The organism is Nonomuraea aridisoli, from assembly GCF_003236395.1.
GTDB lineage: Bacteria > Actinomycetota > Actinomycetes > Streptosporangiales > Streptosporangiaceae > Nonomuraea > Nonomuraea aridisoli.
Window position 1 is genome coordinate 1 of the sequence record NZ_POUD01000158.1, and the last position, 21,374, is coordinate 21,374.

Here is a 21,374-nt window from a genome sequence, read left to right on the forward strand (position 1 = left end):
AGTACCCCGAAGGGCCTTTCCGCTCGACTTGCATGTGTTAAGCACGCCGCCAGCGTTCGTCCTGAGCCAGGATCAAACTCTCCAAACAATGCTGTTGGAAACTTCGTCCAAGCAAAACCGTCAATCAATCTTGACGAGGTGTTGCATGAAAATCATGCACTGGCTTTTAACACACTGTTGAGTTCTCAAGAAACGGACGCGTACTTCTTGCCTGAACCTTCGAGAAGATCCCTGCCCGGAGGCGCTATCTCGTACTCCGCAACCTTATCAGACCCTCCGATTTTCCGTCAAACCCGGAGGCTTGCCGTGATTCGGTCAATCTGCCAAGATTGATCACCCCGATCCGGGGCAACCCTCGTAACTTACCGTGCCACCCGGCCCGTGTCGAATCAACCGAATATTCGGCGAGTTCGACGAAGGCCCGGAGACGGCCCGTGCGAAAGCACGCCGAAGCGACTCCGCCGGATTGGCTCGTCATGTCAAAGGGCTTTGCCCTGGGGCCCGTCCGCCTGTTCGGCGTCCGGCTCACTCCCGGGGCGAAGTGAAAGATTAGGTCGCGATCCGCGACACGTCAAATCGCCCCGCGCGTAGATGTGAGGACGGTGTCACCCGCACGCCACGAGCCTGTGGCCGCCTTGCCGAAGTCTGCCCATTCGTGGGCTCGCCGGCGCCGAGCGCGGGAGTGCGAAACGTGAGTGCCAAGCATGGGAGGTGAGCCGGCGTGGCGACGGCGGCGCTCGGGGTGAGGGCCCACTGCGGCTGGGCCGTTCTGGTGGCGGTCGGAGGCGGAGTCAACACGCCTGAGCTGCAGCTTCATGATGGGGGACGTCGCTCGACGACCCCCTCGCTAGCCGAACAGCTGTACCGCGCCGCCACCGGCCTCGGCCTCGACGAGCCCGGGGAGCTGATCTGTCCGTGGCGGTCGGCGAGCCGGCGCAGGCCGGACGCGACCTAGCCGACGTCGCGCTCGACCTGGGCGTGGGCGTGGCCGGCTTCGGCAGGATGACACCACATCGTGATCTCGCCGAGGTGCCGGTAGCAGCGCTATCTGCAGCGAGCTCTACTACGAGGCGCTGCTGGAGACGCGTGGAGCGAGGGGCTGCGAGGTGGCGCGGAGCAAGGGAGCGGCAGTGAGCCGGTACGGAGCGAGAGGCCGGCGGTGAGGCGGTGCGACTTCAAGGAGTTGGGCGACACCGCCGCCCGGGTGCTGGGCGAGCCGGTGTCACCGCATAGAGGGTGACACCGGCGCCCGGGTGCTGGGCGCCGGTGTCACCGCGTAGGTCGACGGTCTACCTGCGCGGGGACTGCCCGCCGTGGACGCGTGACCCAAAGACGCCGCCCTGCCTCCGCTAGTGGGAGGCGCCGAAGCCCGAATGCGTCCGGGCGAGCGCGCGCACCTGATCAGGCGACTCGAACACCTCGGCCGCCATGCCCGCCTCCCTGGCCGCCAGCACGTTCGCCTCGCGGTCGTCCAAGAACAGCACGTCCCCGGGGCTCACGCCCAGGCGTTCCGCGCAGATCTCGTACGCGCGCCGCTCCGGCTTGGCGACCCCGATCCGGCACGAGTACGTCAGGGACGCGAAGCGCCCCAGCCAGTCCCCGTGCCGCTTCTCCCAGATGGGCACCAGGTCCTCGATGATGTTCGACAGCAGGCCGAGCCGGTGTCCCGCGTCGGCCAGCTCGTGCACGACCTCCACCATGGCGGGGTCCACGTGGCACCAGCTGTCCAGGTCGGCGGCGATCAGCGCCGGTACGTCGGCGAAGCGCGTGCCGAGCCGGGCGGCCACCGCGGCCCAGTACGCGGGCCCGTCCTGGCCCGCGTCGTACGGCGGGCGGCAGGCCCAGTACGCCTCCCAGAACTGCTCCTCCCGCACGCCCGCCAGCTCCACGATCCGCTGCCGCGCCTCGGGCGTCTGGACCCGCGCGATAACTCCATAAAGGTCGAACACGATCACATTCGCCATGTTGAAGACCCTATGTTGCGTATCCTGCCCCGGTGACCTCTGCCGCCACTCTCGCTCCCCCGGCCCGTCCCGTCGCCCGTCCGCGTGCCTTCGCCCGCTGGTGGATGGGGTTGCTCGCCGGGGCCGCGGCGTTCTCCGGCAACGGCGCCGCGACGCTCAACGGTGACGAACTGGCCACCATCAGCGCCGCGACCAGGTCGCTGTCGGGGATGTTCGAGCTGGCGCGGCACATCGACGGGCATTTCCTGCCGTACTACCTGTTCATGCACCTGTGGATGAAGGTCGGCACGGCCGAGCTGTGGCTGCGGCTGCCGTCGGCGGTGGCCATCGGGGTGGCGGCCTGGCTGCTGGTGGACCTCGGGCGGCGCCTGCACAGCACACGGGCCGGTGTGATCGCCGCCGCGATCTTCGCGATCCTCCCCTCGGTGTCCTACTACGGGGCTTTCGCCAGGTCGTACGCGTTCGCCGCCGCGGCGGTGGTGTTCGCGTTCTGGGCGCTGCACCGCGCTCTCGAGCGGCCCTCCGCCCGGCGGTGGGCGGCGTACGGGGTGGCGGTGGCGCTGGTGTGCTCCACGCACCTGTTCGCGGTGCTCGTCCTGCCCGCCCATTTGCTGCTCGTGCGGCGGGACGTGGTGGGGCGGATGGCCGCCGCGCTGGCCTTGGGGTGCGTGCCGGCGGCCGTCCTGGGATTGATCGGGTACGGCGAGCGGCACGCGATCAGCTGGATCCCGCAGCGGGGGCCCGAGGTGTGGCTGAAGTTCCCGAAGATGGCGGCGGGGAGCACCGGCCTCGGGGTGTTGCTGTTCGCGATGGCGCTGGCCGGGGCGGCGCTGCTGTGGGCGGCGCGGCGCGAGCGGTCCGGCGAGAAGATCTGGGCGTTCGTGCTGACGGGGTGGCTGGTGCTGCCGCCGGTGCTGCTGCTCGCGGTCTCGCACCTGGTGACGCCCGCGTACGTGGACCGGTATCTGTTCGTGACCGCCCCGGCGCTGGCGCTGCTGGCCGGGCTGGCGGTGGCGTGCCTGCCGAGGCTCTCCGTGGTGGCGGGGATCGTGGTCGTGGCGCTGGGCTGCGCGCTGGCGTTCCCCGATCACGTCGAGATACGCGAGGAGAACGGCCGGTTCGAGAACATCCCGTGGGCGCTGCGCGTGATCAAGGCCGAGCCGGACGACGCGATCGTGTACGGCCAGAGCCAGGTGCGCAGAGGCTTCGACTACTACGCCGACTCGCTGATGCCCGTGGACGTGCTGCGCATCGGGGACGCGCCGGAGCCCGACGGGTTCTCCTATCCCGAGCGCTCCGATGTCGCGGCGGCGCTGGAGGGCCGGGAACGGGTCTGGGTCGTGTGGCGCGGCACCAAGCAGTCGGGCCTGGAGGGGGACGGCCTGCCGCGGGTCGGCGAGGTGGAGCAGGCCGGGTACGAGCTGAGCCTCGCCAAGCACTCCGGCGACCTGCCGGGACTCACGGTCGCGCTGTTCACCCGCCGCTGAAGCGGGCCTCCCCCCGCACATGGAACGGGCCCTCCCGCCAGGGGAAGGCCCGTCGTGATCGAAAGGTTAGCCGACCTCGACGCCGCCGATCGACTTCTTGCCCCGGCGCAGCACCAGGAAGCGCCCGGCCAGCAGGTCGTCGGCGGTCGGCACGTACGACTCGTCGGTGATCTTGACGTTGTTGAGGTACGCGCCGCCCTCCTTCACCGCGCGCCGGGCGGCCGACTTGGACTCGACCAGCCCGCTGTCGGCCATCAGGTCGACCAGCGGCGCGCCGAGCGCGGGCACCGTGGCCTTGGGCACCTCGGCCAGCGCCGCCGCCAGGGTCGCGGCCGGCAGCTCCTCCAGCGCGCCCTGCCCGAACAGCGCCTTGGACGCCGCCACGACCGCGGCCAGCTCGGCCGGACCGTGCAGCAGCTCGGTCAGGTCCTCGGCCAGCGTGCGCTGCGCCTCGCGGGCGAACGGACGCTCCGCCACGGCCTTCTCCAGTTCCTCGATCTCCTCGCGGCTCCGGAACGTGAACACCTTGAGGTAGTGGATCACGTCGCGGTCGTCGGCGTTGAGGAAGTACTGGTAGAAGGCGTACGGGGAGGTCATCTCCGGGTCGAGCCACAGGGCGCCGCCCGCGGTCTTGCCGAACTTGGTGCCGTCGGCCTTGGTGATCAGCGGCAGGGTCAGCGCGTGCACGTGGGCGCCCTCGATGCGGCGCACGAGGTCGGCGCCCGCGGTGATGTTGCCCCACTGGTCGCTGCCGCCGACCTGCAACGTGCAGTTGTAGCGGCGGTAGAGCTCCAGGTAGTCGTTGGCCTGGAGGATCTGGTAGCTGAACTCGGTGTAGCTCAGGCCCTCGCCCGCCAGGCGCGCCGAGACCGACTCCCTGGCCAGCATGCGGTTGACCGGGAAGTGCTTGCCGATGTCGCGCAGGAAGTCGATGGCGCTCAGCCGGCCCGTCCAGTCGAGGTTGCTCACCAGGAGGGCGGCGTTCGGCTGGGCCTCGAAGTCGAGGAACCGGCTGACCTGGCCGCGCAGCCGCTCGACCCACTCCTCGACCACTTCGGTGGCGTTGAGCGAACGCTCGGTGTTGCGGCCGCTCGGGTCACCGATCAGGCCGGTGGCGCCGCCGACCAGCCCGATCGGACGGTGGCCGGCGAGCTGGAGGCGGCGCAGCGTGAGCAGCGGCACGAAATGGCCGACGTGCAGGGACGCCGCGGTCGGGTCGAAGCCGGAATACACCGTGATGGGACCCTTGGCCATGGCCGAGCGCAGGGCGTCGAGGTCGGTGGACTGTGCGATCAGACCTCGCCACGCGAGGTCGTCGATGATGTCGGTCACGGTGTTTGGCTTCCTGGGTTGGATGACGATGCCTTTAGCCTGCCCGATCCGTGGGGATGCCCGCCACTTGGATACGCTGTGCAGCCATGTGGAGGGTCCGTCGCGAGCTGGCCGCTTTCAAGATCTTAGGGGCTCTGGTGTGCGCGGGGCTCGGCGTTTTCTGGTGGTTCGACGACGACGTGCGCGGCGTGATCCTGGCCGTCCCGGCGACCGTGCTGCTGGGCGCGATGGGGCTGCGCGACCTGCTGGTGCCCGTACGGCTGAGCGCCGACGAGAGCGGCATCACGGTCGTGCACGGGTTCGCCGGCAAGCGGCACGTGCCATGGGACGCGATCTGGGACGTCAAGGTCGACGTGCGCAGGCGGTGGGGGCTGCGCAGCGAGATGTTGGAGATCGACACCGGCGACGCCCTGCACATCTTCAGCCCTCACGAGCTGGGCACCTCTCCGACGGAGGTGGCGGCCGCGCTGCGGCGGCGCGGCACGTGAGCGCGGTACGGCGAGACGGTCGGTTCGCCGTCGATCCAGAACCGCCACGGGGTCTCCTTGGCGGTCGAGATGCCGGTGCGCGGCCCTGACCTGATCAGGTCCGCGTCGGCGGGAAGGCCCTCCAGCACGGCGGCGGCCTGATGCGGCTGCCCGGCGGCCGGGCCCTCGCGTACGGCGTCGAGGCCGTTGTGCTCGCGGGCGAGACCCAGGGCCAGGGTCAGGCGGGCGGGGCCGCGGGCCAGGTCACGGTCGGGCACGCGGCGCGCGGACGAGCGGCGGGCGCGGGCCTCCTCCAGCCCGGCCACCACCTCGCCGGCCCGCAGCAGCACGGCGGAGCCGAAACCGTCGGGCAGGCACACGAGGTTGGCGCAGAAGTGCATGCCGTAGGTGAAGTACACGTACAGGTGGCCCGGCGGGCCGAACATGACCGCGTTGCGCGGCGTCCTGCCCCGGTAGGTGTGGGCCGCCGGGTCCTCGCCGGGGCCGCCGTACGCCTCGACCTCGGTCAGGCGCACGGCGACGGAGCCGTGCACGAGGACGCGCCCGAGCAGGTCGGGCGCCACCTCGTGGGACGGACGCTCGAAGAAGCTCCGCGGCAGCGGGGCGGAGCTCAGCTGCCCGCCGCCCATGCCGCCTGCGCGTCGACCGCCTCGCGGAGCGCCACGAGCTGGTCGCGGACCCGGTCGGGGGCGGTGCCGCCGTGGGCCTTGCGCGCGGCCAGGGCGCCCGGCACGTTGAGCACGTCGCGGACGTCGGGCGTCAGGTGCGGCGAGACCTTGGCCAGCTCGTCGTCGGTGAGCTCGCCGAGGTCCTTGTCGTTGACCTGGCACCACACCACGAGGTGGCCGACGGCCTCGTGCGCCTCGCGGAACGGCACCCCGCGCCGCACCAGCAGCTCGGCCAGGTCGGTGGCCAGGGCGAACCCGTCGGGGGCGGAGGCCTCCAGGCGGGCGGTGTTGACCCGCATGGTGGCGACCAGGCCGGCCATCGCGGGCAGGACCAGCAGGAGTGTGTCGACGGAGTCGAAGACGGGCTCCTTGTCCTCCTGCAGGTCGCGGTTGTAGGTCAGCGGCAGGCCCTTGAGGGTGGTCAGCAGCGACATCAGGTTGCCGATGAGGCGGCCGGACTTGCCGCGGGCCAGCTCGGCGACGTCGGGGTTCTTCTTCTGGGGCATGATCGACGAGCCGGTGGAGTAGGCGTCGTCCATCTCGATCCAGCGGAACTCCTGCGAGGCCCACAGGACGATCTCCTCGCCCAGGCGCGACAGGTGGACGCCGATCATGGCCGCGTCGAAGAGGAACTCGGCGGCGAAGTCGCGCTCGGCGACGGCGTCCATCGAGTTGGGCGCGGCGGCCGAGAAGCCGAGCTCGGCGGCCACGGCCTGCGGGTCGAGCGGCAGCGACGAGCCGGCGAGCGCGCCCGAGCCCAGCGGGGAGACCGCGGCGCGCTTGTCCCAGTCGACGAGGCGGTCGATGTCGCGGGCGAAGGCGTGCACGTGGGCCAGCAGTTGGTGGCCGAAGGAGACCGGCTGCGCGTGCTGCAGGTGGGTCATGCCGGGCGCGGCCGTCTCGGCGTGCTGCTCGGCCTGGGCCATCAGCGCCGTCTCCAGCTCGACCAGGCGCGAGACAATCGTGCGGGCGTGGTCGCGGAGGTAGAGGCGCAGGTCGGTGGCGATCTGGTCGTTGCGCGAGCGGCCGGCGCGCAGCTTGCCGCCGAGCGAGCCGAGCCGCTCCAGCAGGCCGCGTTCGAGCGCGGTGTGCACGTCCTCGTCGGCCACGGTCGGCCGGAAGTCACCCGCCTTGCACGCCTGCTCCAGGTCGTCGAGCGCGCCGATCATGCGCTCGAGTTCCTCGTCGCTCAGCAGCCCCGCCCTGTGCAGCACGCGGGCGTGCGCCCTGGACGCCGCCAGGTCGTACGGCACCAGCCGCCAGTCGAAATGCACGCTCACCGACAGCCGGGTCAGCGCGTCGGACGGGCCTCCCTCGAAGCGCCCGCCCCACAGCCGCATCGGCTTGCCATCACTCACCGTGTTCTCCTTCTCGTCCACCGCGACCATAGTGCACGTCAGTCCTTCTTGGCGTCTCGCGCGGCGGCGATCTTAGCGGGCAGGGAGAAGAGCTCCACGAAGCCCTTGGCCTGCGACTGGTCGAAGGCGTCACCCGTGTCGTACGTCGCCAGCGAGTGGTCGTACAGGGAGTCGCCGGAGCGGCGGCCGGTGACGACCGCCCTGCCGCCGTGCAACGTCATCCTGATGTCGCCGCTGACGCGCCGCTGCGCCTCGGCGATGAACGCGTCGAGCGCCCTCCTGAGCGGCGAGAACCACAGGCCATCGTAGACCAGCTCGGCCCAGCGCTGGTCCACGCCTCGCTTGTGGCGGGCCAGGTCGCGTTCGACGGTGACGTTCTCCAGCTCCATGTGGGCGGCGATGAGCGCCATGGCGCCGGGCGCCTCGTAGACCTCGCGCGACTTGATGCCCACCAGGCGGTCCTCGACCAGGTCGATGCGGCCCACGCCCTGGGCTCCGGCGCGCCGGTTGAGCTCGTCGACCACCTGGTACGGGGTCAGCGGGCGGCCGTCGACGGCCACCGGGACGCCCTCGTCGAAGGTGATGACGACCTCGTCGGGCTCGCGCGGCGTGGCCGGGTCGGCGGTGTAGGCGTAGACGTCCTCGCTGGGGCCGTTCCAGATGTCCTCGAGGAAGCCGGTCTCGATGGCGCGGCCCCAGAGGTTCTGGTCGATGGAGAACGGGTTCTTCTTCGACGTCTCGATGGGCAGGCCCCTGGCCTCGGCGTACTCGATGGCCTTGTCGCGGGTCCAGGCGAAGTCGCGGGCGGGGGCGACGACCCGCAGCTCGGGGGCCAGCGCGGCCAGGCCCGCCTCGAAGCGGACCTGGTCGTTGCCCTTGCCGGTGCAGCCGTGGGCGACGATCGTGCCGCCGAGCCGCCGGGCCGCGTCCACCAGGTGCTTGACGATGAGCGGGCGCGACAGCGACGAGACGAGCGGGTAGCGGTCCATGTAGAGGGCGTTGGCCCGCAGGGCGGGCACGCAGAACTCGGCGGCGAACTCCTCCCTGGCGTCCACGACGACCGACTCGGCGGCGCCGCAGTCGAGGGCGCGCTCGCGGATGTCCTCCATGTCCTCGCCGCCCTGGCCGAGGTCGAGCGCGACGGCGATGACCTCGGCGTGCATCTTCTCAGCGAGGTACGGGATGGCGACCGAGGTGTCGAGGCCGCCGGAATACGCGAGTACTACTCTGTCCGGCATTTCCGTCTTCTCCTGAAATATCAGGTGGTGCTTCGTCGGTCGGCCGCCCGCAGCAGCGCCTCGGCGAGCGCCTGGCCGCCGCTGGGGTCGCGGCTGATGACCAGGATCGTGTCGTCACCCGCCACCGTGCCGAGAATGGAGTGCCAGTCGGCGTGGTCGATGGCGGAGGCCAGGAACTGGGCCGCGCCCGGTGGCGTGCGCACGATGACCAGGTTGGCCGACGCCTCGGCCCCGACCAGCAGCTCCTCCGCGATGCGGTGCAGCCGCGCGTCGGGGGACTCGCCGGTGCCCACCCGGGTGAGCGGGATGCGGCCCCCGCCCTCCCCCGGCAGCGCGTACACCAGTGAGCCGTCGTCGGCGCGCAGCTTGAGCGCGCCGAGCTCGTCGAGGTCGCGCGAGAGCGTCGCCTGGGTGACCTCGACCCCGCTCTCGGCCAGCAGCTTGGCCAGCTCGGGCTGGGAGCGCACGGCCTGCCGCTGCAGCAGCTCGGTGATCTTCGCCTGCCGCGCCGCCTTGGTCATCGGGATGGTCATCGTCGCTTCACCAACCAGTGCAGCAGCGCCTTCTGGGCGTGCAGGCGGTTCTCCGCCTGGTCCCACACGACGCTGCGCGGGCCTTCGAGGACGTCCTCGGTGATCTCGTAGCCGCGGTAGGCGGGCAGGCAGTGCAGCACGATCGCGTCGGAGGCGGCCTGCTCCAGCAGCTCGGCGTTCACCTGGTACGGCATGAGCGCCTTGACCCGCTCCTCCTTGCCGTCCTGGCCCATCGAGACCCACGTGTCGGTGGCCACCACGTGGGCGCCCTCGACGGCGGCCGCCGGGTCGGACAGCGCGATCACGGAGCCGCCCGTCTGCGCGGCGATGGAAGCGGCCCGGTCGAGGATGACCGCGTCGGGCTGGTAGCCGGCCGGGGCGGCGATGCGGACGTGCATGCCGGCCGTGGCGCCGCCGAGCAGGTAGGAGTGGGCCATGTTGTTGGCGCCGTCGCCGACGTACGTGAAGGTGACCCCGGCGGTGCGGCCGAGGTGCTCCTGGACGGTCTGCAGGTCGGCGAGGATCTGGCACGGGTGGAAGTCGTCGGTGAGCGCGTTGACCACGGGCACCTGGGAGTGGGCGGCCATCTCCTCGATGAGGTGCTGGCCGGTGGTGCGCCACACGATGGCGGCGACCTGCCGCCCCAGCACCCGGGCGAGGTCGGCGGGCGGCTCGCCGCGGCCCATGAGCGCCGAGACGTTGTCGACGACCAGCGGCAGGCCGCCGAGCTCGCCGATGCCGGTGTGGAAGGACACGCGCGTACGGGCCGACGGCTTGTCGAACAGGACGGCGACCGTCTGCGGGCCCTCGAAGGGCCGGTAGCCGAAGCGGTCCTTCTTCATCGCGGCGGCGAGCTCCAGCACCTCCGCCTGCTCGCCGGGCGTGAGGTCGTCGTCGCGCAGGAAGTGCCTGGGGCTCACTTGGCCGCCTCCTGGAGGATCGCGGGGAACGCGGCGACGAAGGCGTCGATCTCCTCCGCGGTCACCACCAGCGGCGGCGCGATGCGGACCGCGTCGGGCTGCAGGGCGTTGACCAGGAAACCGGCCTCCGCGGCGGCCTGCTGCAGCTCGGCCGAGCGGGGCTCGGCCAGCACCGCGGCCAGCCACAGGCCGCGCCCGCGCACGCCCTTCAGCAACGGGTGGCGCACGGACTCCAGGCCGGTGCGCAGCCGCGCGGCCAGCGTCTTGACGTGATCGAGGTCGAGGTTGTCGAGCACGGCCAGGGCCGCGGCGCACGAGACGGGGTTGCCGCCGAACGTCGATCCGTGGTCGCCCTTGTCGAACAGCCTGCCCGCGTCGCCGAACCCGACGCAGGCGCCGATCGGCATCCCGCCGCCGAGCCCCTTGGCCAGGGTGAGGATGTCGGGGGTGACGCCCTCGGCCTGGTGGGCGAACCAGTGGCCGGTACGTCCGATCGCCGACTGGATCTCGTCGGCCACCAGCAGCGCGCCGGTCGAGTCGCAGACCTCGCGGGCGGCCTCGAAGTAGCCCTCCGGCGGCGGCACCACGCCGGCCTCACCCTGCGTGGGCTCCAGGAAGACCGCGATGCAGTCGCCGGTGACGGCCTCCTTGAGCGCGGCGGCGTCGCCGTACGGGACGAAGCGCACGTCGACCGGGAACGGGCCGAATTGGTCGCGGATCGACGGCTTGCCGGTCAGGGACAGGGCGCCGATCGTGCGGCCGTGGAAGCCGTTCTCGGCGGCCACGAAGAAGGAGCGGCCCTCGCGCCGGCCGTACTTGAGCGCCAGCTTGTAGGCGGCCTCGTTGGCCTCGGTGCCGGAGTTGGCGAAGAACACGCGGGCGGGGGCGTTCAGCAGGTCGAGCAGGCGCTCGGCGAGCAGCACCTCGGGCTCGTGCAGGAACAGGTTGCTGGTGTGGGCGATGGTGGCGACCTGGCGGGAGACGGCCTCCACCAGGGCCGGGTGGGCGTGGCCGAGCGAGCTGGTCGCGATGCCGGCGATGAAGTCGAGGTACTGCTTGCCCTCGACGTCCCACACCCGGGCGCCCTCGCCGCGCGCGAGCGCGATCGGGGGCACGCCGTAGTTGGGCATGAAGGCCTGCTCGAACCTGTCGTACAGACTCATCAGGGCATCACCATCGTTCCGATTCCTTCATTGGTGAAGATCTCCAGCAGCAGCGAGTGGGGCACGCGGCCGTCGAGGACGTGCGCCTGCGGCACGCCGCCCTGGACGGCGGCCAGGCACGCCTCCATCTTCGGGACCATGCCGCTGGAGAGGGTGGGCAGGAGCGCCTCGAGCTCCTCCGCGGTGAGCGAGTCGATGACGTCGGTGTCGTCGGGCCAGTTGGCGTACAGGCCCTCGACGTCGGTGAGGACGATGAGCTTGTGCGCCTGCAGCTCGACGGCGAGCGCGGCGGCGGCGGTGTCGGCGTTGACGTTGTAGATCTCGCCGTCGTCGCCCCTGGCCACGCTGGAGACGACCGGGATGCGGCCGTCGTCGATGAGGGCGCGCACGGCGCCCGCGTCGACCTTGATGATCTCGCCGACCTGGCCGATGTCGACCGGCTCGCCGTCGACGACCGCGTGTTTGCGCACGGCCGTGAACAGGTGGGCGTCCTCGCCGGACATGCCGATGGCGAACGGGCCGTGCCGGTTGACCAGGCCCACGATCTCGCGGCCGACCTGGCCGACCAGGACCATCCGGACGACCTGCATGGCCTCGGGCGTGGTGACGCGCAGGCCGGCGGTGAACGTGGACTCGATGCCCAGCTGGTCGAGCGCGCTGCTGATCTGCGGGCCGCCGCCGTGCACGACGACCGGGCGCAGGCCCACCTGGTGCAGGAAGACGACGTCCTCGGCGAAGCCCTCCTTGAGTGCCTCGTCGGTCATGGCGTTGCCGCCGTACTTGATGACGACGGTGGCGCCGTGGAAGCGGGTCAGCCAGGGCAGCGCCTCGATGAGCGTCTCGGCCTTCGACTGCGCGGTGGTGGCCCTCATGACGAGTACGCCGAGTTCTCGTGGACGTAGTCGGCCGTCAGGTCGGTGGTGTGCACCGTGGCGGTGTGCGGGCCGGACGACAGGTCGATCGTGATCGTCACGTCGCGGGGGCGCATGTCGACCTTGGCGCGGTCGTCGCCCACCGCGCCGCCGCGGCAGATCCAGATGCCGTTGATGGCGACGTTGAGCCGGTCGGGCTCGAACACCGCGTCGGTGGTGCCGACGGCGGCCAGCACGCGGCCCCAGTTGGGGTCCTCGCCGTGGATGGCGCACTTGAGCAGGTTGGAGCGGGCGACCGAGCGGCCCACCTTGACCGCGTCGTCCTCGGAGGCGGCGCCGATGACCTCGATGGCGATGGCCTTGGTGGCGCCCTCGGCGTCGACGAGGAGCTGCCTGGCCAGGTCGGCGCAGACCTCGGTGACCTTCTGCTCGAACTCCGCCAGGTCGGGCCTGACCCCGGAGGCGCCGCTGGCGAGCAGCAGCACGGTGTCGTTGGTGGACATGCAGCCGTCGGTGTCGAGCCGGTCGAACGTCATGGCGGTGGCCCGGCGCAGCACCGTGTCGAGCTCGTCGCCGGTCAGGTCGGCGTCGGTGGTGATGACGCAGAGCATGGTGGCCAGCGCGGGGGCGAGCATGCCGGCGCCCTTGGCCATGCCGCCCACCATGTAGCCGGCCGCCCGCTTGAAGGAGATCTTGGAGACGGTGTCGGTGGTGCGGATGGCGTCGGCCGCCGCCAGGCCGCCGTCGCGGGAGAGCTGGCCGGCGGCGGTCTCGACGCCGGACAGCAGCGCGTCCATCGGCAGCCGCTCGCCGATGAGGCCGGTGGAGCAGACGGCGATCTCGCCCGCGGAGTCCTCCAGCACCTCGGCGACCTTCTCGGCGGTGGCGTGGGTGTCCTGGAAGCCCTCGGGGCCGGTGCAGGCGTTGGCGCCGCCGGAGTTGAGCACCACGGCCCGCAGCCGCCCGCCGGACAGGACCTGCTGCGACCACAGCACGGGGGCGGCCTTGACGCGGTTGGCGGTGAAGACGCCCGCGGCGGCGCGGCTGGGCCCGTCGTTGACGACGAGGGCCAGGTCGCGGGCGCCGCCGGCCTTGATGCCGGCGGCCACGCCCGCGGCCCGGAAACCTAGAGGGGCGGTAACGCTCATGGGGCGACTCCTGTCAGGGGAAGGCCGAGCTCTTCCGGCAGGCCGAGGGCGAGGTTGACGCTCTGGATCGCGCCCCCGGCCGTGCCCTTGGTGAGGTTGTCGATGGCGATGACGGCGATCACCCGGCCCGCGCGCTCGTCGAGCGCCACCTGCAGGGCGGCGGTGTTGGCGCCGTAGGTCATGGAGGTGGCCGGCCAGACGCCCTCGGGCAGCAGCCGGACGAACGGCTCGCCCTTGAGCGCGGCCTCGTACGCCGAGCGCAGCGACTCCTTGGTGAGGCCGGGCGCGGCGGGCGCGGTGCAGGTGGCCAGGATGCCGCGGCTCATGGGCGCCAGCGTCGGCGTGAACGACACCCGGACGGGGGCGCCCGCGACGGCGGACAGGCCCTGCTCCATCTCGGGGGTGTGCCGGTGGACGCCGCCCGCGGAGTAGGCGCTGACCGAGCCCATGACCTCGCTGCCGAGCAGGTTGGGCTTGAGCGACTTGCCGGCCCCGCTGGTGCCGCTGGCGGCGACCACGACCACGTCGGGCCCGGCCAGCCCGGCGGCGAACGCCGGGAACAGTGCCAGCAGGACGGACGTCGGGTAGCAGCCGGGGACGGCGATGCGGGTGGCCTTGCTGAGCACGTCACGCTGGCCGGGCAGCTCGGGCAGCCCGTACGGCCAGGTGCCGGCGTGCTCGCCGCCGTAGAACTCCTGCCAGGCGGCCGGGTCGGCGAGCCGGTGGTCGGCGCCGCAGTCGACCACGATCGTCTCCTCGCCGAGCTGCGCGGCGACGGCGGCGGAGTGGCCGTGCGGCAGGGCCAGGAAGACCACGTCGTGGCCGGCGAGCGTGTCGGCGGAGGTCTCCTCGATGACGCGGTCGGCGAGCTGCGGCAGGTGAGGCTGGTGGGCGCCGAGAAGGCCGCCCGCGCTGGACGCGGCGGTCAGCGCGCCGATCTCGAACTTTGGATGGCCCAGCAGGAGGCGGAGCAGCTCACCTCCCGCGTAGCCGCTGGCTCCCGCGATGGCTGCCCTCATCGACCCTCCTGCATGGTTATGCATATCTACTTATGACCTTGCTTACTTCTTAAGATGATGCACTGTGCAGGATGAATATGCAAGCCGTGGCCAGGTCACCCCCGGACCGGAGCGGGGGGAGGCGGCGGGCACATGAGGGTTTTCATATCCGCTGCACACGGCGCCACACCTTCTTGTGAGCCAGGCAACACATACGTAGGGCCGCCGCGGCCGGGGGTTTCACCACGGTCACGGCGGCCCGTCGAAGGCCTGCCGGGTCAGCGCAGGAAGGCGGCGGCGACGCCGGCGTCCACCGGGATGTGCAGGCCGGTGGTCTGGGCGAGGTCGCCGCCGGTGAGGGCGAAGACGGCGGCCGCCACGTGCTCGGGCAGGACCTCGCGCTTGAGCAGGGTGCGCTGGGCGTAGAACTCGCCGAGCCTGTCCTCCTCCACCCCGTACACCTTGGCCCGGTTGGCGCCCCAGCCGGAGGCGAAGATGCCGGAGCCGCGCACGACCCCGTCGGGGTTGATGCCGTTGACACGGATGCCGTGGGCGCCCAGCTCGGCCGCCAGGAGGCGTACCTGGTGGGCCTGGTCGGCCTTGGCGGCGCCGTAGGCGACGTTGTTGGGGCCGGCGAAGACGGAGTTCTTCGAGGAGATGTAGACGACGTCGCCGCCCATGGCCTGGTCGATCATGACCCTGGCGGTCTCGCGGGAGACCAGGAACGAGCCGCGCGCCATGACGTCGTGCTGCAGGTCCCAGTCGGCCAGCGTGGTCTCCAGCAGGGAGCGCGACAACGACAGGCCGGCGTTGTTGACCACGAGGTCGATCCCGCCGAAGGCCAGCACGCCCGCGCGCACGGCCGCGACGACCTGCTCCTCCGAGGTGACGTCCGCCCCGACCGCCACCGCGACGTCGGACACCCGGTACGCCCCCGCGCCGATCTCGGCGGCCACCTTCTCGGCCGCGCCGAGGTCGCGGTCGGCCACGATCACGCAGGCGCCCTCGGCGGCCAGCCGGCGGGCGGTCGCCGCGCCGATGCCGGAGCCGCCGCCGGTCACCAGCGCGATCCGGGTGGCCAGGGGCTTCGGCTTGGGCATGCGGCGGAGCTTGGCCTCCTCCAGCTCCCAGTACTCGATCCGGAACTTCTCCGACTCGGGGATGGGGGCGTAGGAGGAGACGGACTCGGCGCCGCGCATGACGTTGATCGCGTTGACGTAGAACTCGCCGGCCACCCGCGCGGTCTGCTTGTCCTTGCCGAAGGAGAACATGCCGACGCCCGGCACCAGCACGATCGCGGGGTCCGCGCCGCGCATGGGCGGCGAGTCGGGGGTGGCGTGCCGCTGGTAGTAGGCGGTGTACTCGGCGCGGTAGGCGGCGTGCAGCTCGCGCAGCCGTTCGGCGGCCCGCTCCAGCGGCGCGTCCGGCGGCAGGTCGAGCACCAGCGGCGCCACCTTGGTGCGCAGGAAGTGGTCGGGGCAGGACGTGCCCAGCGCCGCCAGCCTCGGGTGCTCGGCGCGCGCGAGGAAGTCGAGCACCTCGGGCGTGCCGGTGTAGTGGCCGACCACGCGCACGTCGGTCGAGGCCAGGCCCCGCACGATCGGGAACAGCGCGGCGGCCCGGTCGCGCCGCTCGGCCTCGGGCAGCGTCTCGTACACCACCGGGCCGAACGGGTCGGGGCGGCCGTGCTCGGCCAGGTACGCCTCCGCGGTGCGGATGATCTCCAGCGAGCGGGCCTCGCACTCCTGCGACGTCGCGCCCCACGCGGTGATGCCGTGGCCGCCGAGGACGCAGCCGATGGCCTGCGGGTTGGCGTCCTTGATGGCGGCGATGTCCAGGCCGAGCTGGAAGCCCGGCCGCCGCCACGGCACCCACACGACCCGGTCGCCGAAGACGCGGCGGGTCAGCTCCTCGCCGTCGGCCGCGGTGGCGAGCGCGATGCCGGCGTCGGGGTGCAGGTGATCGACGTGCGCGGCCTCGACCAGGCCGTGCATGGCGGTGTCGATCGACGGCGCGGCCCCGCCCCTGCCGTGCAGGCAGTAGTCGAAGGCCGCGACCATCTCGTCCTCGCGCTCCACGCCCGGGTAGACGCCCGTGAGGGCGCGCAGCCGGTCGAGGCGCAGGACGGCCAGGCCCGTCTCCTTCAGAGTGCCGAGGTCGCCGCCTGAGCCCTTGACCCAGAGCAGCTCCACGTCCTCGCCGGTGACCGGGTCGGTGGCGGCGCCCTTGGCCGAGGTGTTGCCGCCCGCGAAGTTGGTGTTGCGCGGGTCGGCGCCCAGGCGGTGGGAGCGGTCGAGCAGTTCCTTGACTGAATCGTTCATGGTGGTGCTAGGCCCCCCAGCCGGCCTGCGTGCCGCCGACGCGCTCGGCGGCGATTTTCTCGAAATATCCGGACTTGGCGTACGCGGCCATCGGGTCGGGCGCGAGGCCCATCTCCTCGCGCAGCTCGGCGAGCAGCGGCCGCACGTCGGTGTTGAAGGCGTCCATGAAGACGGCGTTCGCGCCCAGCACGTCGCCCTCGGCCTGCGCGGCGGCCAGCGCCTCGCGGTCGACGAGCAGCGCCTTGGCGGTGGCCTCCTGCACGTTCATGACCGAGCGGATCTGGCCCGGGATCTTGGGCTCGATGTTGTGGCACTGGTCGAGCATGAACGCCACGCCCGTCTCGGGCTCGAGCCCCCCGCCGCGCACGACCTCGTACATGATGCGGAACAGCTGGAACGGGTCGGCCGCGCCCACCATGAGGTCGTCGTCGGCGTAGAAGCGGGAGTTGAAGTCGAAGCCGCCGAGCTTCCCCTCGCGCAGCAGGAACGCCACGATGAACTCGATGTTGGTGCCCGGCGCGTGGTGGCCGGTGTCGACGACGACCTGCGCCTTGGGGCCGAGCTTGACGCAGTGGGCGTACGCGGTGCCCCAGTCGGGCACGTCGGTGGCGTAGAAGGCGGGCTCGAAGAGCTTGTACTCCAGCAGGAAGCGCTGGCCGTCGCCGAGCCGGGCGTAGACCTCGGCGAGGGAGTCGGCCAGGCGGTCCTGGCGGGCCCTGATGTCGTCCTGGCCCGGGTAGTTGAGGCCGTCGGAGAACCACAGCTTGAGCGTGTCGGAGCCGGTGGCGTCCATGATGTCCACGCACTCCAGCAGGTGGTCGGTGGCCTTCCTGCGCACGCGCGCCGACGGGTTGGTGACGCTGCCGAGCATGTAGTCGTCGTCCTGGAAGACGTTGGAGTTGATCGCTCCGATGCCCACGCCCAGGTCGCGGGCGTGCCGGGCCAGGTCGGCGTAGTCGTCCACCTTGTCCCACGGGATGTGCAGGGCCACCGTGGGGGCGATCCCCGTGTGGGCGTGCACCTGGGCGGCGTCTGCCAGCTTCTCGTACGGGTCCCTCGGCACGCCCTTCTGCGCGAACACCTTGAACCTCGTGCCGCTGTTGCCGTACGCCCAGGACGGCGTCTCGATGCGCTGCGCGCGCAGCGCGGCCTTGATGTCAGTCATCACTCCCCGATCAGTCCAGGTGGAAGATTTCTTCGAGCGGGACCTTGTGCTCGTCGGGGCGCCCGTCGATGTCCTCGAAGAACGGCGCCATCTCGGCCTGCCAGCGGGCGTTGACGTCGGTCTCGGCCATCGCCTTCTTCGCGGCCTCGAAGTCCTCGGTCTCCAGGTAGCCCACGAGCAGGCCGTCGTCCCTGAGGAAGAGCGAGTAGTTGTGCCAGCCGGTGCGCGACAGCGCCTCTCGCATCTCGGGCCAGACGTCCCGGTGGCGTTCGCGGTACTCCGCCAGCCGGTCCGGGCGGACTTTCAGCAGGAAGCAGACGCGTTGCACGGCACTCCTCTTCAAAACGTTTTAATCCTCGTGCAGGAAACTATGATTCCCCGTGTCCGCTGTCAATGCGCTTCCCGCCCTCGGCGCCGTGGCCGGAGGACGGAATCGGGTGACACGTTTTAACGCGTTCATCCGCACGCCGGAGCGATGATCGGCGTATGACCGGATTAAAACGTTCCTCACCCTCAGCGGTGCGCTCACGTGCGGGTTTCCAGCGCCGACCCGCCCTGATCGTGATGCGGACGCACGGCTGGCGCGGCTTTCGTTGTTACGTTTTAATGGGTCTTCATGGCCATGGTCAGCATCAAGGACGTCGCCGCCCGCGCCGGCGTCTCCCCCGGCACGGTCTCCAACGTACTGAACCGGCCGGGCAAGGTCGCTCCCGCGACGCGGGAGCGGGTGGAGGCGGCCATCAGCGAGCTGGGTTTCGTCCGCCACGGCTCGGCCTCCACGCTGCGCGCCGGCCACAGCAGGACCATCGGCCTGAGCGTGATCGACATCGGCAACCCGTTCTTCACCGAGGTCGCGGCCGGGGTCGAGGACGTCGTCAGCGAGCTCGGCTACGCCGTGATCCTCGGCAACTCGGCGGGCTCCCCCGACAAGGAGGATCGCAACCTGCGGGTGCTGGCCGAGCACCGCGTGCGCGGCGTGCTGATCACCCCCTCCGGCGAGGACCCCTCCCGGCTCGACCGGCTGCGCGAGAACGGCATCAGCGTGGTGCTGGTCGACCACCCGGCCCACCGGCCCGACCAGTGCGCGGTCGCGGTCGACGACGTCGCGGGCGGCCGGGCCGCCGTCGCCCACCTGCTGGCCAAGGGCGCGCGCAGCCTCGCGTACGTGACCGGCCCGCTGACCATCCGCCAGTGCGTGGAGCGGCGCGAGGGCGCCAAGGTCGCGATGCGGGCCGCCGGACTCGACCCCGCCGACCTCACGGTGGTCGAGACCGCGACGATGACCGCCCGGGCCGGCGAGAAGGCCGCCGCCGACCTGGTGGCGCGCGGCCTGCCGGAGGCCGTCTTCTGCGCCAACGACCTGCTCGCGCTCGGCGTGCTGCGCGCGCTGCTGCGCTCGGGGGTGCGGGTGCCCGGCGACGTGGCGCTGATGGGCTACGACGACATCGACTTCGCCGCCGCCTCGGCGGTGTCGCTCAGCTCGATGCGCCAGCCGACCTACCAGCTCGGGCGCATCGCCACCGAACTTCTGCTGGACGAGTGCGACAATCCCGACACGCACGCGCACCAGCACATCATGTTCCAGCCGGAGCTCGTCGCCAGGGAGTCCACCCAATGAGCAGTCGTTTCGCCGCCGTCGACCTGGGCGCCTCCAGCGGCCGCGTCATGCTGGCCGACCTGTCCGACGGGCTGAGGCTGACCGAGGTCCACCGCTTCCCCAACGGGCCGGTACGCGCGGCCGACCGCCTCTACTGGGACGTCCTCGGCCTCTACCGCGAGATCCTGGCCGGCCTGCGCGAGGCCGGGCCCGTCTCCTCCGTCGGCGTCGACTCGTGGGCCGTCGACTACGGGCTGCTCGACGAGAGCGGCGCGCTGATGGGCAACCCGGTGCACTACCGCGACGACCGCACCCGCGGCGTGGCCGAGCAGGTGGCCGCGGCGGTCGGCGCGGAGACCCTGTACGACGTCTCCGGCCTGCAGGTGCTGCCGTTCAACACCGTCTACCAGCTGCTGGCCGACCGGCTCGACGGGGCCGCCGCGATGTTGCTGATCCCCGACCTGATCGGCTACTGGCTGACCGGCGAGCGGGGCGCCGAGGTGACCAACGCCTCCACCACGGGCCTGCTCGACGTGCGCACCCGGTCGTGGGCGTTACCGCTGATCGAGCGGCTCGGCCTGCCGTCCGGGATCTTCCCGCCGCTGCGGCAGCCGGGTGAGGCGGTCGGCGGCATGCGGCGCCACGTGGCCGCCGAGATCGGCTGGTCGGCGCCCGTGCGGGCGGTGGGCTCGCACGACACGGCCTCGGCGGTGGCCGCCGTTCCGGCCACCGGCGCCGCCTTCGCCTACATCTCGTGCGGCACCTGGTCGCTGGCGGGGGTCGAGCTGCCGGAGCCGGTGCTGACCGCCGGGAGCCGGGCCGCGAACTTCACCAACGAGGCGGGCATCGACGGCACCGTCCGCTATCTGCGCAACGTGATGGGCCTGTGGCTGCTGCAGGAGTGCCTGCGCGCCTGGCCCGGCTCCGACCTGGGCGAGCTGCTGGCCGCCGCGGAGCGCGAGCGGCCGTTCGCGGCCGTGGTCAACCCCGACGAGCCCGTGTTCCTGCCGCCGGGCGACATGCCGGCCAGGATCGCCGCCGAGTGCCGCCGCACCGGCCAGCGCCCGCCGGCGTCCCCCGCCGCGTACGTGCGATGCGTGCTGGAGAGCCTGGCGCTCGGGCACCGGCGGGCCGTGCGGCAGGCGATGGAGCTGTCGGGCCGCAAGGTGGAGGTGGTCCACCTCGTCGGCGGCGGCTCGCGCAACGAGCTGCTGTGCCGGCTGACCGCCGACGCCTGCGGCCTGCCGGTGGTGGCGGGGCCCGCGGAGGCGACCGCGCTCGGCAACGTGCTCGTCCAGGCGCGCGCGGCCGGGCTGGTCGCCGATCTGAAGGAGATGCGGACGCTGGTGGCGGCCACGCAGCCGCTGCGCCGCTACGAGCCGTCGGGTGACCCCGGCGCGTGGGACGACGCGGCCGCCCGCGCGTTCTGACACGATCTGACCTGGCTCTTCCCCACTTTTCCGGTTTTCCCCTCGTAGCTGCCGGGCAGGACTCGTGCCATGGGGCATCGGGGGGTGTCATGGATTTCGCGTGGCCGCTGCTGCGGCAGCTGACCGGTAAGGACCGTACGGCACGGGGCGAAGCGGCGAAGTCGGCCAGGACCGCGTCATTGAGAGCCCGTACGGAGACCGCCGGCAAGGTCGTCAAGTCGATCTGCCCGTACTGCGCGGTGGGCTGCGCCCAGAACGTGTACGTGCGCGACGACCGGGTCGTCCAGATCGAGGGCGATCCCGACTCGCCCGTCAGCCGGGGCCGGTTGTGCCCCAAGGGCGCGGCGAGTCTCCAGCTCACCACCGGCTCGGGCCGCAGGTACAAGGCGCTCTACCGGCCGCCGGGCGGGGCCGACTGGCAGGAGATCGAGCTCGACCGGGCCATGGACATGGTGGCCGACCGGATCATCGCCACCCGCCGGGAGACCTGGGAGCAGGAGAAGGACGGCCGGCGGACCTTCCGCACGATGGGGATCGCTAGCCTCGGCGGCGCCACGCTGGACAACGAGGAGAACTACCTCATCAAGAAGCTGCTGACGTCGCTCGGCGTGGTGCAGATCGAGAACCAGGCCCGCGTCTGCCACAGCTCGACCGTGGTGGGGCTCGGCACGTCGTTCGGGCGGGGCGGGGCG

18 protein-coding genes, 1 rRNA gene and 1 pseudogene are annotated in these 21,374 nt (G+C 71.7%); 5 read left to right on the top strand and 15 right to left on the bottom strand.

What is annotated here, in order from left to right; genetic code table 11:
• A 16S ribosomal RNA gene (locus C1J01_RS30155) occupies positions 1–88 on the bottom strand; the annotation flags it as partial.
• 1,261 nt (positions 89–1,349) lie between these two features.
• Positions 1,350–1,964 carry an HAD family hydrolase gene (locus C1J01_RS30165; RefSeq protein WP_111182366.1) on the bottom strand — a complete coding sequence of 205 codons (615 nt, stop codon included), beginning with the start codon at positions 1,962–1,964 and terminating at the stop codon, positions 1,350–1,352.
• Positions 1,965–1,996: 32 nt separating this feature from the next.
• On the opposite strand from C1J01_RS30165, the gene C1J01_RS30170 reads away from it, so the two are divergent.
• Positions 1,997–3,451, top strand: coding sequence for a glycosyltransferase family 39 protein (locus C1J01_RS30170; RefSeq protein WP_235854764.1), 1,455 nt, complete (start codon positions 1,997–1,999; stop codon positions 3,449–3,451).
• 66 nt (positions 3,452–3,517) lie between these two features.
• On the opposite strand, the gene tyrS is transcribed toward C1J01_RS30170, so the two are convergent.
• Positions 3,518–4,783, bottom strand: coding sequence for a tyrosine--tRNA ligase (tyrS, locus tag C1J01_RS30175; RefSeq protein WP_111182368.1), 1,266 nt, complete (start codon positions 4,781–4,783; stop codon positions 3,518–3,520).
• 86 nt (positions 4,784–4,869) lie between these two features.
• Here tyrS and C1J01_RS30180 point away from each other — a divergent pair, with 86 nt between their 5' ends.
• On the top strand, positions 4,870–5,271 hold the full coding sequence (locus C1J01_RS30180) for a PH domain-containing protein (RefSeq protein WP_111182369.1): 402 nt from the start codon (positions 4,870–4,872) through the stop codon (positions 5,269–5,271).
• Here C1J01_RS30180 and C1J01_RS30185 read toward each other — a convergent pair.
• The 12 genes from C1J01_RS30185 to C1J01_RS30240 all read right to left on the bottom strand — a co-directional run bounded on the left by C1J01_RS30185 (position 5,211) and on the right by C1J01_RS30240 (position 17,983).
• Positions 5,211–5,900: a DNA-3-methyladenine glycosylase gene (locus tag C1J01_RS30185; RefSeq protein ID WP_111182370.1), complete on the bottom strand. Its 690-nt coding sequence runs from the start codon at positions 5,898–5,900 to the stop codon at positions 5,211–5,213. The two genes, C1J01_RS30180 and C1J01_RS30185, sit on opposite strands and share 61 nt — an antisense overlap.
• A complete protein-coding gene (gene argH / locus C1J01_RS30190; RefSeq protein WP_111182371.1) occupies positions 5,882–7,327 on the bottom strand; it encodes an argininosuccinate lyase in 1,446 nt (481 codons plus the stop codon). Before argH ends, C1J01_RS30185 begins: the two co-directional genes overlap by 19 nt.
• A gap of 8 nt (positions 7,328–7,335) precedes the next feature.
• Positions 7,336–8,535 (bottom strand): argininosuccinate synthase, encoded by a 1,200-nt coding sequence (locus C1J01_RS30195; RefSeq protein ID WP_111182372.1) that lies wholly within the window; start codon positions 8,533–8,535, stop codon positions 7,336–7,338.
• A 20-nt stretch (positions 8,536–8,555) separates the two neighbouring features.
• Positions 8,556–9,068: an arginine repressor gene (locus C1J01_RS30200; protein ID WP_111182373.1), complete on the bottom strand. Its 513-nt coding sequence runs from the start codon at positions 9,066–9,068 to the stop codon at positions 8,556–8,558.
• Complete coding sequence (gene argF / locus C1J01_RS30205) at positions 9,065–9,988, bottom strand: ornithine carbamoyltransferase (RefSeq protein ID WP_111182374.1); 924 nt, start codon at positions 9,986–9,988, stop codon at positions 9,065–9,067. Before argF ends, C1J01_RS30200 begins: the two co-directional genes overlap by 4 nt.
• Positions 9,985–11,151, bottom strand: a complete 1,167-nt coding sequence (locus C1J01_RS30210) for an acetylornithine transaminase (RefSeq protein ID WP_111182375.1) — start codon at positions 11,149–11,151, stop codon at positions 9,985–9,987. The genes argF and C1J01_RS30210 overlap by 4 nt, the downstream gene beginning before the upstream one ends.
• The gene (gene argB, locus C1J01_RS30215; RefSeq protein WP_111182376.1) at positions 11,151–12,023 is read right to left on the bottom strand and encodes an acetylglutamate kinase; all 873 of its coding nucleotides are present in this window, start codon (positions 12,021–12,023) and stop codon (positions 11,151–11,153) included. The genes C1J01_RS30210 and argB overlap by 1 nt, the downstream gene beginning before the upstream one ends.
• On the bottom strand, positions 12,020–13,171 hold the full coding sequence (gene argJ, locus C1J01_RS30220; protein WP_111182377.1) for a bifunctional glutamate N-acetyltransferase/amino-acid acetyltransferase ArgJ: 1,152 nt from the start codon (positions 13,169–13,171) through the stop codon (positions 12,020–12,022). The genes argB and argJ overlap by 4 nt, the downstream gene beginning before the upstream one ends.
• Complete coding sequence (gene argC, locus C1J01_RS30225; protein ID WP_111182378.1) at positions 13,168–14,190, bottom strand: N-acetyl-gamma-glutamyl-phosphate reductase; 1,023 nt, start codon at positions 14,188–14,190, stop codon at positions 13,168–13,170. Before argC ends, argJ begins: the two co-directional genes overlap by 4 nt.
• A 257-nt stretch (positions 14,191–14,447) precedes the next feature.
• A complete protein-coding gene (locus tag C1J01_RS30230; RefSeq protein WP_111182379.1) occupies positions 14,448–16,490 on the bottom strand; it encodes a bifunctional aldolase/short-chain dehydrogenase in 2,043 nt (680 codons plus the stop codon).
• Positions 16,491–16,497: 7 nt separating this feature from the next.
• Entirely contained in the window at positions 16,498–17,655 is a 1,158-nt protein-coding gene (gene rhaI / locus C1J01_RS30235) for an L-rhamnose isomerase (RefSeq protein WP_111182380.1), read from the bottom strand.
• 10 nt (positions 17,656–17,665) lie between these two features.
• Positions 17,666–17,983 carry an L-rhamnose mutarotase gene (locus C1J01_RS30240; RefSeq protein WP_111182381.1) on the bottom strand — a complete coding sequence of 106 codons (318 nt, stop codon included), beginning with the start codon at positions 17,981–17,983 and terminating at the stop codon, positions 17,666–17,668.
• Between the two features lie 288 nt (positions 17,984–18,271).
• On the opposite strand from C1J01_RS30240, the gene C1J01_RS30245 reads away from it, so the two are divergent.
• The 3 genes and pseudogenes from C1J01_RS30245 to C1J01_RS30255 form a co-directional block, all read left to right on the top strand.
• Complete coding sequence (locus C1J01_RS30245) at positions 18,272–19,273, top strand: LacI family DNA-binding transcriptional regulator (RefSeq protein ID WP_111182382.1); 1,002 nt, start codon at positions 18,272–18,274, stop codon at positions 19,271–19,273.
• Positions 19,270–20,682 (top strand): rhamnulokinase, encoded by a 1,413-nt coding sequence (locus C1J01_RS30250; RefSeq protein ID WP_111182383.1) that lies wholly within the window; start codon positions 19,270–19,272, stop codon positions 20,680–20,682. The genes C1J01_RS30245 and C1J01_RS30250 overlap by 4 nt, the downstream gene beginning before the upstream one ends.
• 89 nt (positions 20,683–20,771) lie before the next feature.
• Positions 20,772–21,374: pseudogene (locus C1J01_RS30255) on the top strand (formate dehydrogenase); the annotation flags it as partial.

Excerpts from the sequence above, each read along its gene's own strand:
- C1J01_RS30165 (WP_111182366.1), bottom strand. The coding sequence starts at position 1,964 with ATGGCGAATGTGATCGTGTTCGACCTTTATGGAGTTATCGCGCGGGTC.
- C1J01_RS30230 (WP_111182379.1), bottom strand. The coding sequence starts at position 16,490 with ATGAACGATTCAGTCAAGGAACTGCTCGACCGCTCCCACCGCCTGGGC.
- argH (WP_111182371.1), bottom strand. The coding sequence starts at position 7,327 with ATGGTCGCGGTGGACGAGAAGGAGAACACGGTGAGTGATGGCAAGCCG.
- C1J01_RS30245 (WP_111182382.1), top strand. The coding sequence starts at position 18,272 with ATGGCCATGGTCAGCATCAAGGACGTCGCCGCCCGCGCCGGCGTCTCC.
- C1J01_RS30185 (WP_111182370.1), bottom strand. The coding sequence starts at position 5,900 with ATGGGCGGCGGGCAGCTGAGCTCCGCCCCGCTGCCGCGGAGCTTCTTC.
- C1J01_RS30195 (WP_111182372.1), bottom strand. The coding sequence starts at position 8,535 with ATGCCGGACAGAGTAGTACTCGCGTATTCCGGCGGCCTCGACACCTCG.
- C1J01_RS30180 (WP_111182369.1), top strand. The coding sequence starts at position 4,870 with ATGTGGAGGGTCCGTCGCGAGCTGGCCGCTTTCAAGATCTTAGGGGCT.
- C1J01_RS30210 (WP_111182375.1), bottom strand. The coding sequence starts at position 11,151 with ATGAGTCTGTACGACAGGTTCGAGCAGGCCTTCATGCCCAACTACGGC.
- C1J01_RS30200 (WP_111182373.1), bottom strand. The coding sequence starts at position 9,068 with ATGACCATCCCGATGACCAAGGCGGCGCGGCAGGCGAAGATCACCGAG.
- C1J01_RS30250 (WP_111182383.1), top strand. The coding sequence starts at position 19,270 with ATGAGCAGTCGTTTCGCCGCCGTCGACCTGGGCGCCTCCAGCGGCCGC.
- rhaI (WP_111182380.1), bottom strand. The coding sequence starts at position 17,655 with ATGACTGACATCAAGGCCGCGCTGCGCGCGCAGCGCATCGAGACGCCG.
- argB (WP_111182376.1), bottom strand. The coding sequence starts at position 12,023 with ATGAGGGCCACCACCGCGCAGTCGAAGGCCGAGACGCTCATCGAGGCG.
- argC (WP_111182378.1), bottom strand. The coding sequence starts at position 14,190 with ATGAGGGCAGCCATCGCGGGAGCCAGCGGCTACGCGGGAGGTGAGCTG.
- argJ (WP_111182377.1), bottom strand. The coding sequence starts at position 13,171 with ATGAGCGTTACCGCCCCTCTAGGTTTCCGGGCCGCGGGCGTGGCCGCC.